The sequence below is a fragment of the Modestobacter italicus genome (genome assembly GCF_000306785.1).
Classification (GTDB): domain Bacteria; phylum Actinomycetota; class Actinomycetes; order Mycobacteriales; family Geodermatophilaceae; genus Modestobacter; species Modestobacter italicus.
This window is the reverse complement of record NC_017955.1, coordinates 5,411,515-5,425,573: the sequence shown is the minus strand read 5'-3', so window position 1 is coordinate 5,425,573 and position 14,059 is coordinate 5,411,515. Positions and strand designations below refer to the sequence as shown.

Annotated in this window: 15 protein-coding genes; 8 read left to right on the top strand and 7 right to left on the bottom strand. The window is 74.7% G+C overall.

Annotated elements, in window-relative coordinates; genetic code table 11:
* Positions 1–13: 13 nt before the first annotated feature.
* Together MODMU_RS25835 and MODMU_RS25830 are read left to right on the top strand one after the other, a co-directional pair.
* Positions 14–433: a molybdenum cofactor biosynthesis protein MoaE gene (locus MODMU_RS25835; RefSeq protein ID WP_014743380.1), complete on the top strand. Its 420-nt coding sequence runs from the start codon at positions 14–16 to the stop codon at positions 431–433.
* 116 nt (positions 434–549) lie between these two features.
* Entirely contained in the window at positions 550–2,142 is a 1,593-nt protein-coding gene (locus MODMU_RS25830; RefSeq protein ID WP_014743379.1) for a SpoIIE family protein phosphatase, read from the top strand.
* 24 nt (positions 2,143–2,166) lie between these two features.
* Here the strand turns inward: MODMU_RS25830 and MODMU_RS25825 are convergent, their stop codons facing one another.
* Genes MODMU_RS25825 through moaA form a run of 3 tightly spaced genes read right to left on the bottom strand, consistent with a single transcriptional unit; the run spans position 2,167 to position 3,669 of the window.
* On the bottom strand, positions 2,167–2,358 hold the full coding sequence (locus MODMU_RS25825) for a hypothetical protein (RefSeq protein ID WP_014743378.1): 192 nt from the start codon (positions 2,356–2,358) through the stop codon (positions 2,167–2,169).
* Positions 2,359–2,368: 10 nt separating this feature from the next.
* The gene (locus MODMU_RS25820) at positions 2,369–2,608 is read right to left on the bottom strand and encodes a MoaD/ThiS family protein (protein WP_014743377.1); all 240 of its coding nucleotides are present in this window, start codon (positions 2,606–2,608) and stop codon (positions 2,369–2,371) included.
* A 2-nt stretch (positions 2,609–2,610) separates the two neighbouring features.
* Positions 2,611–3,669: a GTP 3',8-cyclase MoaA gene (gene moaA, locus MODMU_RS25815; RefSeq protein ID WP_014743376.1), complete on the bottom strand. Its 1,059-nt coding sequence runs from the start codon at positions 3,667–3,669 to the stop codon at positions 2,611–2,613.
* 231 nt (positions 3,670–3,900) lie between these two features.
* On the opposite strand from moaA, the gene MODMU_RS25810 reads away from it, so the two are divergent.
* The 3 genes from MODMU_RS25810 (at position 3,901) to MODMU_RS25800 (ending at position 7,986) form a co-directional block, all read left to right on the top strand.
* Complete coding sequence (locus MODMU_RS25810; protein ID WP_014743374.1) at positions 3,901–5,139, top strand: MFS transporter; 1,239 nt, start codon at positions 3,901–3,903, stop codon at positions 5,137–5,139.
* The gene (locus tag MODMU_RS25805; protein WP_014743373.1) at positions 5,136–6,320 is read left to right on the top strand and encodes a GNAT family N-acetyltransferase; all 1,185 of its coding nucleotides are present in this window, start codon (positions 5,136–5,138) and stop codon (positions 6,318–6,320) included. The genes MODMU_RS25810 and MODMU_RS25805 overlap by 4 nt, the downstream gene beginning before the upstream one ends.
* Before the next feature lie 61 nt (positions 6,321–6,381).
* Entirely contained in the window at positions 6,382–7,986 is a 1,605-nt protein-coding gene (locus MODMU_RS25800; RefSeq protein WP_014743372.1) for a peptide chain release factor 3, read from the top strand.
* Here MODMU_RS25800 and MODMU_RS25795 read toward each other — a convergent pair.
* Complete coding sequence (locus tag MODMU_RS25795; protein ID WP_014743371.1) at positions 7,952–8,509, bottom strand: DinB family protein; 558 nt, start codon at positions 8,507–8,509, stop codon at positions 7,952–7,954. The genes MODMU_RS25800 and MODMU_RS25795 overlap by 35 nt on opposite strands.
* A gap of 27 nt (positions 8,510–8,536) precedes the next feature.
* Here MODMU_RS25795 and MODMU_RS25790 point away from each other — a divergent pair, with 27 nt between their 5' ends.
* Positions 8,537–9,460 carry a tryptophan 2,3-dioxygenase gene (locus MODMU_RS25790; protein WP_014743370.1) on the top strand — a complete coding sequence of 308 codons (924 nt, stop codon included), beginning with the start codon at positions 8,537–8,539 and terminating at the stop codon, positions 9,458–9,460.
* Positions 9,461–9,462: 2 nt separating this feature from the next.
* Here MODMU_RS25790 and MODMU_RS25785 read toward each other — a convergent pair whose 3' ends face one another.
* Both MODMU_RS25785 and MODMU_RS25780 read right to left on the bottom strand, forming a co-directional pair.
* Positions 9,463–10,458, bottom strand: a complete 996-nt coding sequence (locus MODMU_RS25785; RefSeq protein WP_014743369.1) for an LLM class flavin-dependent oxidoreductase — start codon at positions 10,456–10,458, stop codon at positions 9,463–9,465.
* A complete protein-coding gene (locus tag MODMU_RS25780; protein ID WP_014743368.1) occupies positions 10,455–10,853 on the bottom strand; it encodes a Rid family hydrolase in 399 nt (132 codons plus the stop codon). Before MODMU_RS25780 ends, MODMU_RS25785 begins: the two co-directional genes overlap by 4 nt.
* A 186-nt stretch (positions 10,854–11,039) precedes the next feature.
* Between MODMU_RS25780 and MODMU_RS25775 the strand changes: the two genes are divergently transcribed.
* On the top strand, positions 11,040–11,879 hold the full coding sequence (locus tag MODMU_RS25775) for an aldo/keto reductase (protein ID WP_014743367.1): 840 nt from the start codon (positions 11,040–11,042) through the stop codon (positions 11,877–11,879).
* Positions 11,880–11,925: 46 nt separating this feature from the next.
* Here MODMU_RS25775 and MODMU_RS25770 read toward each other — a convergent pair whose 3' ends face one another.
* A complete protein-coding gene (locus MODMU_RS25770; RefSeq protein ID WP_014743366.1) occupies positions 11,926–12,735 on the bottom strand; it encodes a DUF3097 domain-containing protein in 810 nt (269 codons plus the stop codon).
* A 280-nt stretch (positions 12,736–13,015) separates the two neighbouring features.
* Between MODMU_RS25770 and MODMU_RS25765 the strand changes: the two genes are divergently transcribed.
* Positions 13,016–13,972: a DUF2382 domain-containing protein gene (locus MODMU_RS25765; protein ID WP_014743365.1), complete on the top strand. Its 957-nt coding sequence runs from the start codon at positions 13,016–13,018 to the stop codon at positions 13,970–13,972.
* Positions 13,973–14,059: the final 87 nt, after the last annotated feature.

The window sequence follows — 14,059 nt, the reverse complement described above, 5'->3', positions numbered from 1 at the left end:
GTACCGTCGCGCCGTGGACACGCTGCTGGCCCGGGTCACCGAGGAGCCGCTGTCGGTCGCCGAGCACGAGGCCGCCGTCGCCGACAAGGCGGCGGGCGCCGTCGTCTCCTTCGCCGGGGTGGTCCGGGACCACGACGGCGGCCGGTCGGTCACCGAGCTGGAGTACGTCGGGCACCCCACCGCGCCGGAGCTGATCGCCGAGATCGCCGCCGAGTTCGCCGCCCGCCCCGAGGTCACCTCGGTCGCGGTCTCTCACCGGGTGGGCCTGCTCGCCATCGGCGACGTCGCCCTGGCCTGCGCGGTCAGCGCGGCCCACCGCGGGCAGGCGTTCGCCGCCTGCGCCGAGCTGGTCGACGAGGTGAAGGCCCGGCTGCCGATCTGGAAGCGCCAGGTGTTCACCGACGGCCAGGAGGAGTGGGTGGCCTGCCCGTGACCGCCGTCCTCGCCGAGGCGCACGTCCCCCTCCCGTAGACTGCACGAGCTCGACTCCAGACCCCGGGGAGGGCGCTCCTCCGGTACGCCGCAGGCAGCGGACCCCGAGGGAGCGCCATGACCGGGTCCACCCCGTCCCCGCTCGACAGCGTGCCCATCGGGGTGCTGAAGGTCGACGCCGACTGGCGGGTCAGCTACCTCAACCCGGCCGGGGCCGCGGTCGTCGGGTACACCGTCGAGCAGCTCGTCGGCGCCGACTACTGGACGGCGTTCCCGGCCAACGTCGACAACGAGTTCGGCCGCGCCTACCGCGAGGCGGTGGCCACCGGCCGGCCGTGCACCGTCGAGGGTTTCTACCCGCACCCGCTGGACGCGTGGTTCGAGGTGCGCGCCGTGCCCGAGGACGGCGGGCTGGCGATGTTCTTCACCGACGTGACCGACCGCCGGGCTGCGGTGGAGCGGCTGGCGATGCTCGCCCGGGTCACCGCCGAGCTGGCCGGCACGCTGGACGTCGAGACCGCGGCCGCCCGGATCCCGCGGCTGATCGTCCCGCTGATGGCCGACTGGTGCGTCCTCACCGTGCTCGACGACGAGGGCCGGCCGGCCGACGTCGGCTGGTGGCACGGCACCCCCGCCCGCCGGGCCCTCCTCGAGCGCTACGCCGCCGTCCGGCTCGAGGCGATGCCGGTGACGTCACCGGTGGTGCGGGCCCTGCTGGGCGAGACGGTCGCCGCGGACGCCTCCGAGGTCCTCGCCGGGATGGTGGAGGGCGAGGCCCGGGAGCTGCTCCGGCTGCTCGACCCGACGTCCGCGGTCACCCTGCCGGTGCGCGGCCGCGGCCGGACGCTGGGCGCGCTCACCCTGTACCTGGACGGCGACCGCCGGCTGACCGGCGCCGACCAGGCCACCGCGCAGGAGATCGCCGACCGGGCCGGGCTGGCGCTGGACAACGCCCGGCTGTTCAGCCAGCAGGTGCAGCTGGCCGAGGAGCTGCAGCGCAGCCTGCTGACCGACGCGTTCGTGCACGACCACGCCGAGGTCGTGGTGCGGTACCTGCCCGCGGCGGAGGCGGCCCGCGTCGGCGGTGACTGGTACGACGCGTTCAACCAGCCCTCGGGCGCGACGATGCTGGTGATCGGCGACGTCGTCGGTCACGACACCGCCGCGGCCGCGGCGATGGGGCAGCTGCGGTCGCTGCTGCGGGGCATCGCCAGCTACAGCGACGGCGGGCCGGCCGAGGTGCTCCGCGGGCTGGACGCCGCGATGGCCCAGCTCCGGGTGGGCACCTACGCCACCGCGGCGGTCGCCCGGCTCGAGCAGACCGCCGAGGAGCGCAGCCGGGGCGTCACCCGGATGCGCTGGAGCAACGCCGGGCACCTGCCACCGCTGGTCATCCACCCCGACGGGTCGCTGGCCGCGCTCGCCGAGTGGCGGGGCGAGCTGATGCTCGGGGTCGACCCGGCCACGCCGCGCGGCGAGTCGGTGGTCGTGCTCGACCGCGGGACGACGGTGCTGCTCTTCACCGACGGGCTCATCGAGCGGCGCGGCGGCGACCTCGACGAGGGCATGGCGAGGCTGCGGGAGGCAGCGGCCGCGCTGGGCGCGCGGCCGCTGCCCGAGCTGTGCGACGAGCTCGTGGACCGGCTGGTGCACGGCCGCCCCGAGGACGACGTCGCCCTCGTCGCGATCCGGCTGCTGCCGCAGGGCTGAGCGCCGGCGCGTCAGCCGGTGCGCTCAGCGGGCGCCGGCCAGCCCGTCGTCGCGGCGGTCGGTGCCCTCGCCCTGCTCCTCCTCGGCCTCGCCCTCCAGCCGGCGGGCCTCGCCGTCCAGCGTCGCCGCGGCGTCGCCGTGCGACTGGCCGTAGACCTCCTCGGCGTGACCGAGCAGCTCCTCCGCCTTGGCCTTGGCCTTCCCGAACAGGCTCATCTCGCCCTCCTCATCCGCCGGCAAAGGGCGGTAGTACGTCGACGACCGCGCCGGGCGCCAGCACCAACGCGCGGTCGCGGGTGCTGGTTCCGTCGACCAGGAACGAGCAGGCGGTGAGCACCCGCTCCAGCCGCTCGCCGTGCGCGTCGACGATCTGGCCGACCAGCTCGTCGAGGCTGCCGGCCTCCCGGGTCTCGGTGTCGACGCCCACCGCGGCCCGCGCCCCCGCGAAGTAGCGGACGGTGACCACGCTCAGCCGCCGATCGCGGACATCGGACGCGACGGCTGCAGGAAGCTGGGGTCGTCGATCCCGTGCCCGGGGAGCTTGGACAGCGTGGCGATCCGCCAGCGGTCGGCGATCTCCTGGTCGTCGGCGCCCTCGCGCAGGGCGGTGCGCAGGTCGGACTCCTCGCGGGCGAACAGGCAGTTGCGGATCTGGCCGTCGGCGGTCAGCCGGGTCCGGTCGCAGGCGCCGCAGAACGAGCGGGTCACCGAGGCGATCACCCCGACGGTCAGCCCGGTGCCGTCGACCAGCCAGCGCTCGGCGGGGGCGGCGCCGCGCTCCTCGACGTCGGGCACCAGGGTGTGCGCGGCGGTCAGCTTCGCCAGGATGTCCTCGGCGGTGACCATCTCGCCGCGGGTCCAGGCGTGGTGGGCGTCCAGCGGCATCTGCTCGATGAAGCGCAGCTCGTAGCCGTGCTCGAGGCAGTACTCCAGCAGCGGGACGGCGTCGTCCTCGTTGATGCCGCGCAGCAGCACCGTGTTGATCTTCACCGGGGTCAGCCCGGCGTCCTTGGCGGCCTTGAGCCCGGCGAGCACGTCGGGCAGCCGGTCCCGGTAGGTGAGCTGCTTGAACCGCTCGCGGTCCAGGGTGTCCAGGCTGACGTTGATCCGGTCCAGCCCGGCCGCGGCGAGCGCGGGCGCCATCCGGGAGAGCCCGACGGCGTTGGTGGTCAGCGACACCTCCGGCCGGGGCCGCAGCGCGGTGGTGGCGGCCACGATGCCGGGCAGGCCGGGGCGCAGCAGCGGCTCGCCGCCGGTGAACCGGACCTCGCGGATGCCGAGGTGCTCGACGCCGATCCGGACCAGCCGGACGACCTCCTCGTCGGTGAGCTGCTCGACCTTCGGCAGCCACTGCAGCCCCTCGGGCGGCATGCAGTAGGTGCAGCGGAGGTTGCAGCGGTCGGTCAGCGACACCCGGAGGTCGGTCGCGACGCGGCCGTGCCGGTCGACCAGGCCACCGGAACCGGGGTTGCCCGCGACCACCTGCGGGCGGACCCGCGGGTCGGGCAGGGGGCTGGGGGTCGTCACCGCTCCGAATCTAGTCGTCCGGACCGGCCGTGCCGCTGGTCGAGGCAACGGCTCCCGACGCCGCTCCGCAGATGCGGCCGGGAGCGGTGCAGGGTTCCGCGCCGGCGGAGGCGCGTCCAGCACCGGAAAGCCCGTGGCGCGGTCGCACCTGGCTGTTACGGTCGCCGTGCCACCCGAGGGTCCGGCGGGCACCCCCGCACTCGCCTGTGGCCAGGAAGCGCGAGAGCAGCTGTGTCACCCCGCACCGTCCTCACCCCGTACCTCGACCTGTTCGCCGTCCCCGGCACCCGGGCGTTCTCCCTCACCGGGCTGGTCGCCCGCGTGCCGATGGCCACCGTCGGCCTCGGCTCGGTGCTGCTCGTGGAGGGCGAGACCGGCAGCTACGCGCTGGCCGGCGCCGTCGCCGGGACCCTCTCCCTCTCCTTCGCGGTCGGCAGCCCGCAGTGGGCCCGGGCGATGGACCGGGTGGGCCAGAGCCGGGTGCTGCGCGGCACCGCGCTGCTCTACCTGGTGTTCGGGCTGGCGTTCGTCACCGTCGTCCTCGCCGACGCCCCGCACTGGACCTGGTTCGCCCTCGCCGCGCTCAGCGGGGTCAGCGGCGCCAACGTGGGCTCGGTGGTCCGCAGCCGGTGGGCGCACGCGCTGCCCGACGCGGGGCAGCGGCAGACGGCGTTCGCGTTCGAGTCGGTCGCCGACGAGGTGGTGTTCGTCATGGCGCCGCCGCTGGTCACCTTCCTGGCCGCCCTGATCGCGCCGCCGGTCGGCTTCCTCACCGGGCTGCTGCTCGGCGTGGCCGGCGCGCTGGCGCTCTCCCGGCTGGAGGAGACCGCGCCGCCGGTGACCCCCCGGGTGGCCGGTGAGCCGCGGACCCGGGTCCGGGTGCTCACCCCCGGGCTGATCGGGATCGCGGTCACCTACCTGGCGGTCGGCACGGTGTTCGGCGCGATGGACGTCGTGGTCGTCGGCTTCGCCGAGGCGGAGGGCCACGGCGTCGCCGCCGGGGTCGCGCTGTCGGCCTACGCCGGCGGCAGCCTGGTGGCCGGCCTGGTCTACGGCATCGCCCGGGTACCGGGCACGCTCGTCGGCCGCTTCGTGGGCACCGCGCTGCTGTTCGCCGTCGCCGCGCAGTCGCTGCACCTGGTCGGCTCGCTGCCGGCCCTGGTCGCCCTCGCGTTCCTGGCCGGGCTGACCATCGCCCCGGTGCTGGTCGCGGGGATGAGCCTGGTGGAGGCGCGGGTGCCGCGCGCCGGCCTGACCGAGGGGCTGACCTGGACCTCGACCGGGCTCACCGTCGGGGTCACCGCCGGCTCCGCGCTGGCCGGGACGGCGGTCGACGCGTGGGGCGCCGAGTCCGCGTTCGCGGTGCCCGCGCTGGGCGCCGCCGTCGCCGGGCTGTTCGCCGTCGCGGCCTGGCTGGTGCTCCGCCGGACCGACGTCCGGACCGAGGTCGCCGCGGGGGTGACGCCGTGAGCTCCACCGTGCGCCCGCTGACCACCGAGGAGCTGCCGGCCGCCTGGTCGCTGGGCCGGCTGGCCTTCGGCGGGCCCGACGAGCCGCCGCCCTCGGCGCTGCGGGAGGTCGACGGCGTCGTCCGGTTCGGCGCCTTCGACGACGCCGGCCGGCTCGTCGGCAAGATCACCGAGCTGCCGCACGAGCACTGGTGGGGCGGCCGGCGGGTGGTCTCCGCCGGGGTCAGCGGCGTCGCGGTCCGCCCGGAGAGCCGGGGCGGCGGCGTGGCCCGGGCGATGCTGGGCACGCTGCTCGCGCACGCCCGCGAGCGCGGTGCGGCGGTCAGCGCGCTGTACCCGACGGTCTCCGACGTCTACCGGTCCGCCGGCTGGGAGGTGGCCGGGGTGCTCGGCGCCGTCTCGCTGGACGTCGCCGGGCTGCCCCGGCCGCGGGACACCGGCGCGGTGGCGCTGCGCCCGGGGGACGCCGCGGACCTGCCGCTGGTCACCGACCTGTACGAGCAGGTCGCCCGCACCCGCGACGGGCTGCTGACCCGCCGCGGCGGCTTCTTCGACCTGCAGCCGCCGGACACCCCGCTGCCCCGCGGCGTCGACGCCGTCACGCTGGCCGAGGTCGACGGCGAGCTCACCGGTGCGCTGCTGTTCGGCCGGGGCCGCGGCTACGGCCCGGACGCCCGGCTGGACGTGACCACGCTGCTGGCCCGCGACGCACCGACCGCGCGGGCGCTGGTCGGCGTGCTCGCCGGCTGGCGGACGGTCACCCGCACCGTGCGGGTGCCGCTGCTGGCCGGGGACCCGTTCTCGGTGGTCCTGCCGCTGGAGCGGGCCGAGCACTCGGGCCAGGTCTGGATGCTCCGCCCGGTCGACGTCGTCCGGGCGGTGGAGACCCGCGGCTGGCCGGCGCACGTGCGCGGGCGGGTGGCGTTCCGGCTCGACGACGCCCTGGCACTGTGGAACGCCGGCGCCTGGGAGCTCACCGTGGCCGACGGCGCCGGGACGCTCACCCGGGCGGCGCGGGAGCCTGACCTGGCGCTCGACGTCCGCGGCTTCGGTGTCCTCTACGGCGGGGCGGGCACCGGCCGGTCGGTGGCCCAGGCCGGGTTGGTGGGCGGGACCGGCGACCCGGCAGCGCTGGACCTGCTGGCCAGCGGTCCCCAGGCGCAGCTGCTCGACTACTTCTGACCGCCGACCGCCGTACAGTCGGGGGTACACCCCGTTCCACCCGAGGAGACCTCGCACGTCCATGAGCAGCCCGTCGATCGCCGCCGCCGCGGCCGAGGTGCTCCCCCAGGCAGCGCGTCGGCGCACCTTCGCCGTCATCAGCCACCCCGACGCGGGCAAGTCCACGCTCACCGAGGCCCTCGCGCTGCACGCCCGGGTGATCGGCTCGGCCGGCGCGGTGCACGGCAAGGCCGGCCGGCGCGGCACGGTGTCGGACTGGATGGACATGGAGAAGGCCCGCGGCATCTCCATCACCTCCGCGGCGCTGCAGTTCGAGTACCGCGACGCGGTGGTGAACCTGCTGGACACCCCGGGGCACGCGGACTTCTCCGAGGACACCTACCGGGTGCTCACCGCCGTCGACGCCGCGGTGATGCTGATCGACGCCGCCAAGGGCCTCGAGGCGCAGACCATGAAGCTGTTCGCGGTCTGCCGGCACCGCGGCATCCCGGTGATCACCGTGGTCAACAAGTGGGACCGGCCGGGCAAGGACGCCCTCGAGCTGATGGACGAGGTGAGCGAGCGCACCGGCCTGGTGCCCACCCCGCTCACCTGGCCGGTCGGCATCGCCGGTGACTTCCGCGGCGTGCTCGACCGCCGCGACGGCAGCTACCACCGGTTCACCCGCACCGCGGGCGGCGCGACGATCGCCCCCGAGGAGGTGCTCACCGCCGCGGCGGCCGAGGCCCGCGAGGGCGTCGACTGGACCCGCGCGGTGGAGGAGGGCGAGCTGCTCGACGCCACCGAGGCCGACCACGACCAGGAGCGCTTCCTGGCCGGGGAGACGACGCCGGTCATCTTCGCCTCGGCGGTGTCCAACTTCGGCGTCGGTGCGCTGCTCGACGTGCTGGTGGACCTCGCGCCCCCGCCGTCCGGCCGGCCGGACGCCGACGGCGCGGTGCGCAAGCTCGACGACCCGTTCAGCGCGTTCGTCTTCAAGGTCCAGTCCGGCATGGACGCCGCGCACCGCGACCGGCTGGCCTACATCCGGATCTGCTCCGGGGTGTTCGAGCGCGGCATGGTCGTCACGCACGCCACCACCGGCCGCCCGTTCGCCACCAAGTACGCCCAGCACGTGTTCGGCCGCGAGCGGGAGAGCGTCGACGTCGCCTACCCCGGTGACGTCGTCGGCCTGGTCAACGCCAACGCGCTGTCGGTCGGCGACACCCTCTACGTCGACGCCAAGGTGCAGTTCCCGCCGCTGACCACCTTCGCCCCGGAGTACTTCGCGGTGATGCGCGGCAAGGACACCGCCAAGTTCAAGCAGTTCCGCCGCGGCATCGGCCAGTTGGACTCCGAGGGCGTGGCCCAGGTGCTGCGCTCGGACCGCCGCGGCGACCAGGCGCCGGTGCTCGCCGTCGTCGGCCCGATGCAGTTCGAGGTCGCCCAGCACCGGATGGAGTCCGAGTTCGGCGCGCCGGTGGAGCTGGACCGGTTGTCGTACACGATCGCCGTCCGCACCGACGCGGCGTCGGCCCCGGCGGTGGCCGCGGCCCGCGGGGTCGAGGTGCTCGAGCGCGAGGACGGCGAGCTGCTGGCGCTGTTCATGGACAAGTGGGACCTGCGCTCGCTGCAGCAGCGCAGCCCCGAGCTCACCCTCGAGCCGCTGGTGGCCGCGCAGCTCTGAGCCCGCGCTCGACGTCGGCCAGGTGGTGCCGGCCCTCGTGCGCGGCGTTGCGGAGCAGCCAGCGGACGGTGCGCTCCTCGCCGGGCAGCCGGGTGACCTGACGCTCCCAGCCGTCCGGGCCGACCCGGCGCAGCTCGTCGGCGACGCCGGCGACCGCCGCGGCCAGCTCGCCGAGCACCGCCGGGACGTCGCAGTCGGCGTAGCGGAACCGCCGGGCCCGCAGGTCGTTGAGCATCGGCTCGACCACCGGCAGCTCCTCGGTGCGCGCCCGGTGCAGCCGGATGGTCGTGGTGACGTGCACGTCGCGCAGGTGGCAGAGGTACTCCGCGGCCGACCAGGTGCCCGGGTCGGGGCGGCGGCGCAGGTCGGCGTCCGGCCGGCCCTCGACCACGGCCCGGGCCCGCTGCGGGACGGCGGCGACCAGCGCGGCCGCGTCCTCGACGGACAGCGCCGCGAAGTCCAGCCCGCAGGTGCGGCAGACGTGGTCCTCGGCCGGCAGCGGTGGGACGGCGGCGGTGGGCACGCCCCCATGCTGCTGTAGAGAGTCCCCATGACCACCCGCCGTCTGCCGGGCGCCCGGCCCGAGGCGCCCGCCGCGATCCGTCCCGCCGCCCCGCCCCCGGTGGACGCCCAGCTCCGCGCCGAGCGGGCCGCCGCCAACGCCGGTCTGCCGACCGTCGAGTTCGCCGAGGCCACGCCGTACGAGACCTACGTCGGGGTGCGCCAGCTGCAGGCGCTGGTGCGCCCGGTCACCGACCACCCGGCCGAGCCGGCGTTCCTCGTCGTCACCCAGGTGATGGAGCTGTGGTTCACGCTGCTGCGCCGCGAGTGGGAGCTCGCGCAGCGGCAGCTGCGGGCCGACGACCTGGACGGCGCGGTGGCCTCGGTCCGCCGCTCGGTGCACCACCTGCGGTCGCTGGACGCCAGCTGGGGGTCGCTGCTGTGGCTGACCCCGGCTGAGTTCAACGGCTTCCGGGACTCCCTCGGCGAGGCGTCGGGCTTCCAGTCCTACGAGTACCGGCACGTGGAGTTCCTGCTCGGGCTCAAGGCGGAGTCCGTCGTCCGGCCGCACCGCGGGCTGCCCGTCGTCCACGCCGACCTGCAGCGGGCGCTGGCCGCGCCGTCGCTGGAGGACGACGTGCTGGCGTTCCTGGCCCGGCGCGGCCTGCCGGTGCCGGCCGCCGTCCTGGCGCGGGACCGGACCGTCACCCACGAGCCGGACCCGGCGGTGACCGGGCTGTGGGCCGAGGTCTACCGCGACCCGCGCCCGTCGAACGAGCTGTTCGCGCTGGGGGAGGCGCTCACCGACGTCGCCGAGGTGTTCACCACCTGGCGGCAGCGGCACGTCACCGCCGTCCGCCGGGCGATGGGGGCCAAGCCGGGCAGCGGCGGCTCCGCCGGCCTGGTCTGGCTGGAGCGCAGCGCCGCCCGCGTCGTCTTCCCCGACCTCTGGGCCGCCCGCACCACCGTGTGAGCTCAGAGGCGGGGGAGGACCTGCTCGCCGAGGACGGTGACCGCGGCGACCGGGTCCGGGCCGAGCGGTGGGCCGAAGGACAGGTGCGTGGCGCCCTGCTCCTGCAGCCAGCGGCAGCGGCGCACGACCTCGTCGGCGTCCCCGGCGATGCCCAGCCGCAGCATCTCCGGGGTGACCAGGTCGGTGGCCCGCTCCGGCTCGCCGGCCGACAGCGCCGCCTGGATGTCGGCGAAGTCCTCGACCGCCAGGCCGGCCCGGGACAGCAGGTAGGGGGAGAACGAGGCGCCGTAGTAGGCGATCTTCTCCGCCAGGGCCCGCTCCGCCCGGGCGCCGTCGTCGTCGACCGACACCCAGAACGCGGCGGCGACGTCGACCTCGGCCGGGTCGCGGCCGGCGGCGCGGGCACCGTCGTGCACCAGGTCGCGGGCGACCGGGAAGTGCTCGGGCGGGTAGAGCAGCGGCAGCACGCCCTCGGCCTCGGCGCCGGACATCTGCAGCATCTTGGGGCTCATCGCGCCGACGTAGACCGGGGCCGGGGCGCCCAGCGGGAAGCGCAGGTACGCCTCGGACGTCCAGTCCTCGCCGGCCCCGGGGACGTCGGAGGGCCGGTCGCCGCGGGTCAGCGCGCGCACCGCCCGGACGGCCTCGCGGGTGCGGGTCAGCGGCAGCGGCCGCGGGATGCCGGCCCAGCCGAGGAACTCCTCGGCGCCGGCCGCCAGCCCGAGCAGGAACCGGCCGCCGGAGACCTCCTGCAGGGTGGCGGCGAGCATCGCCAGCTCGGCGGGGTGCACCGAGTACGGGTTCATGATCCCGATGCCCAGGCCGATCCGGGACGTCCGCGCCGCCGCGGCGGTCACCATCACCGGTGCCGAGCGCAGGAAGAGGTCGTCGGACACCCACACCTGGTCGAAGCCCAGGGCCTCGGCGGCGACGACGAGGTCGACGTACTCCGCCACCGGCAGGTCGTTGTTCAGCCGCAGGCTGGTCCGCCCGGTCACGAGGCCGGCCCGGTGCACGCGTCGAGCTCGACCTCGACCAGGAAGCCCTCGCCGATCAGCCCCGCCACGAACAGCGTGGTGTTGGCCGGGGCGACCGCACCGAGCACCTCGGCGTGCGCCCGCGCGGCGCCCTCCCAGTCGGCGCCCGGGGCGAGCAGCAGCCGGGTGCGCAGCACCTGGTCGGGGCCGGCCCCGAGGGCCTCGGCCGCGGCGACGGCCCGGCGCAGCGCCGCACCGGCCTGGGCGTGGGTGTCGCCGGGGTGCGCCGCCGTCCCGTCCGGGCCGGTGTCGGTGGTGCCGCTGACGGCGATGCAGCAGCCGGCGCGCGCCGCCCGGCTGTAACCGGCCGACGCCTCCCACCCGGTGCCGTCGGTGACTCGCTGCGGCTGTGTCACGTGCCCTCTTCCTGCCCGACGACGGAGCCGTCACCGTACTGAGCTGCCGCGGCGCGCATTCCCGCGGGCGCGGTGAGATGCCTCGCGGGTAGGACGGCGACGGGCCGGGTAGGTCGGGGAGCAGGCCGGTCGCGCCCGCAGGTCCGCGCGCCGCCTCCCATCCGTCCCACCCCTGGAGGACCCCGCATGGCCACCGTGCCCACGATCACCCTGAACAACGGCGTCGAGATCCCCCAGCTCGGCTTCGGCGTCTACCAGGTCAAGCCGGACGAGACCGCGCAGGCGGTGCAGACCGCCCTCGAGGTCGGCTACCGGCACATCGACACCGCCGAGATGTACGGCAACGAGGCCGGCGTCGGCGAGGGGATCCGGAACTCCGGCATCCCGCGCGAGGAGGTCTTCGTGACCTCCAAGCTCAACAACGGCTTCCACGCCCACGACGACGCGCTCAAGGCCTTCGACGGCACCCTCGAGGCGCTGGGCTCGGACTACGTCGACCTGTTCCTCATCCACTGGCCGCTGCCGGGCATCGACGTCGACTTCGTCGAGACCTGGAAGGCGCTGGAGGAGATCTACGCGTCCGGCCGGGCGAAGTCGATCGGGGTCTCGAACTTCAGCGCCCACCACCTGCGCAAGCTGCACGGCGAGACCGAGGTCATCCCGGCGGTGAACCAGATCGAGGTGCACCCCTACCTGGCCCAGGACGAGCTGCGCGCGTTCAACGCCCAGCACCAGATCGCCACCGAGGCGTGGTCCCCGATCGCCCAGGGCAAGGTGCTCGACGACCCGGCGATCCTGCGGGTGGCCGAGCGCTACGGCAAGACCGCCTCGCAGGTCACCCTGCGCTGGCACGTGCAGCGGGGCGACATCGTGTTCCCGAAGTCGGTCACCCGCAGCCGGGTCGAGGAGAACTTCGCCATCTTCGACTTCGAGCTCTCCGAGGACGACCTGCGCGAGATCACCGCGCTGGACCGCAACGAGCGCACCGGCCCCGACCCGGACACGTTCAACTACATCCCGAGCTGAGCCTGGTGGAGTGCCACGGACGCGTTTTCCGCGCCGTGGCACTCCACTACTCGGTGGTGACGAAGTCGATGAGCTCCTCGACCCGGCCGATCAGCGTGGGCTCCAGGTCGGTCCAGGTGCTGACCCGGGCGAGGATCCGCTGCGCCCAGACGTACCCGGTGTCGTCCTCCCAGCCCAGCCGGCGGCAGACACCGGTCTTCCAGTCCTCGCCCCTCGGCACCGTCGGCCACGCCGTGATGCCGACGACGGAGGGCTTGACCGCCTGCCAGATGTCGATGAACGGGTGCCCGACGACGAGCGCGTGGGCGCCGGTCACCTGAGCGGCGATCCGGGTCTCCTTGGAGCCGGTGACCAGGTGGTCGACGAGGACGCCGAGCCGGCGGCCGGCCGAGGGCCGGAACTCCCGCACGATCCCCGGCAGGTCGTCCACGCCGTGCAGCGGCTCGACCACGACGCCCTCGATCCGCAGGTCGTGGCCCCAGACCTTCTCCACCAGCTCGGCGTCGTGCTTGCCCTCGACGTAGATGCGGCCCTCGCGGGCGACCCGGGCCCGGGCGCCGACGACGTAGGTCGAGCCCGACGCGCTGCGCTGCGGGCCCGACGGTGCGTTCTGCTTCGGCCGGACCAGCACGACCGGCCGCCCGTCGACCCAGAAACCGGGGCCGAGCGGGTAGGCCCGCACCTTGCCGAAGCGGTCCTCCAGGTGGACGACGTCCTTCTCGCAGCGCACCACCGCGCCGACGAACCCGCTGCTGGGGTCCTCCACGACGACGTCCTTGAGCGCCTCGACCTCGGGTGAGGGCTTCTTCTGGGTGCGCGGGTGGACCAGGTCGTCGTACGGCGAACGAGGAGGCACGCCTCCATGCTCAGGTCGAACGGCGCCCGCAGCGGCCGCGACACGCCCGGGACGAACAGGGCACCTCGGTTCCCGGCGAGTCGGACCGTTCCGTCCGGACGGCGTGTCCAGCTCAGATTCACGGTCTGACCTGCGGGTTCCGGTACGACGTGGACGACCTTGCCGCGCACGGCCATCACACACGGTCAGATCGATCATGAACACGCCGTTTCCGGAAGTACCCCAGGGGCATGACTCTGAGCGAGCCACGTCAGATCCCCCGAGCCAAGGAGCGGAACCCATGATCGGCACCGACACCCTCGACCGCGTGATCGGCGCAGACGTCTACGACGCCGACGGCAGCAAGATCGGCACGGCGTCCGAGGTCTTCCTCGACGACCAGTCCGGCAACCCCGAGTGGGTGACCGTGAAGACCGGCCTGTTCGGCACGAAGGAGACCTTTGTGCCCATCCGTGAGGCCGACCTGACCAGCGACGGTCTGCGCGTACCCGTGAGCAAGGCCCAGGTCAAGGACGCACCGAAGATCGACACGGACGGCCACCTCTCCCCGCAGGAGGAGGAGGAGCTGTACCGCTACTACGGCGTGGGCGGCACCGGACGGCACACCGACGTCCAGTCCACCACCACCGACACCTCGCGGACGACCACCAACACCGGCATGGGCGCGGGCGTCACCGACCGGGTCGGCGACACCACGGCGAACACCACCACCGGCTACACCGACACCGACGTGAACCGTCACGGCACCAAGGGCCACGACACCTCCGGCCCCACGACGGACGACGCCATGACGCTCTCCGAGGAGCGCGTCAACGTCGGCACCCAGCAGGTCGAGGCCGGCCGCGCCCGGCTGCGCAAGTACGTCGTGACCGAGAACGTCACCCAGACCGTCCCCGTCTCGCACGAGGAGGTCCGCGTCCAGCGCGAGCCCATCACCGACGCCAACGTCGGCAACGCCCTGGACGGGCCGGCCATCTCCGAGGAGGAGCACGAGGTGACGCTGCACGCCGAGCGTCCCGTCGTGGAGAAGGAGGCCGTGCCGGTCGAGCGCGTGCGCCTGGACACCGAGACCGTCACCGAGCAGGTGCAGGTCAACGAGCAGGTGCGCAAGGAGCGGGTCGACACCGACGACGTCACCACGGGCCGCGACACCACCCGCGGCACCACCACGGGCGACAACCGTAGCCTGAAGGACAAGGCCAAGGACGCGATCAGCCGGGACGACGACCGGCGTTGATCCACCGCACCACCTGATCCACCGCAGGGCCCGCCAGCGCCCGCCCCGGCCGTTCGGGGCGGGCGCTGTGCTGTCCGGGGCCGGGAT

What these genes read in the sequence shown, in the direction of transcription:
- MODMU_RS25830 (WP_014743379.1), top strand. Translation starts at nt 550, where the DNA reads ATGACCGGGTCCACCCCGTCCCCGCTCGACAGCGTGCCCATCGGGGTG.
- MODMU_RS25825 (WP_014743378.1), bottom strand. Translation starts at nt 2,358, where the DNA reads ATGAGCCTGTTCGGGAAGGCCAAGGCCAAGGCGGAGGAGCTGCTCGGT.
- MODMU_RS25800 (WP_014743372.1), top strand. Translation starts at nt 6,382, where the DNA reads ATGAGCAGCCCGTCGATCGCCGCCGCCGCGGCCGAGGTGCTCCCCCAG.
- MODMU_RS25790 (WP_014743370.1), top strand. Translation starts at nt 8,537, where the DNA reads ATGACCACCCGCCGTCTGCCGGGCGCCCGGCCCGAGGCGCCCGCCGCG.
- MODMU_RS25775 (WP_014743367.1), top strand. Translation starts at nt 11,040, where the DNA reads ATGGCCACCGTGCCCACGATCACCCTGAACAACGGCGTCGAGATCCCC.
- MODMU_RS25765 (WP_014743365.1), top strand. Translation starts at nt 13,016, where the DNA reads ATGATCGGCACCGACACCCTCGACCGCGTGATCGGCGCAGACGTCTAC.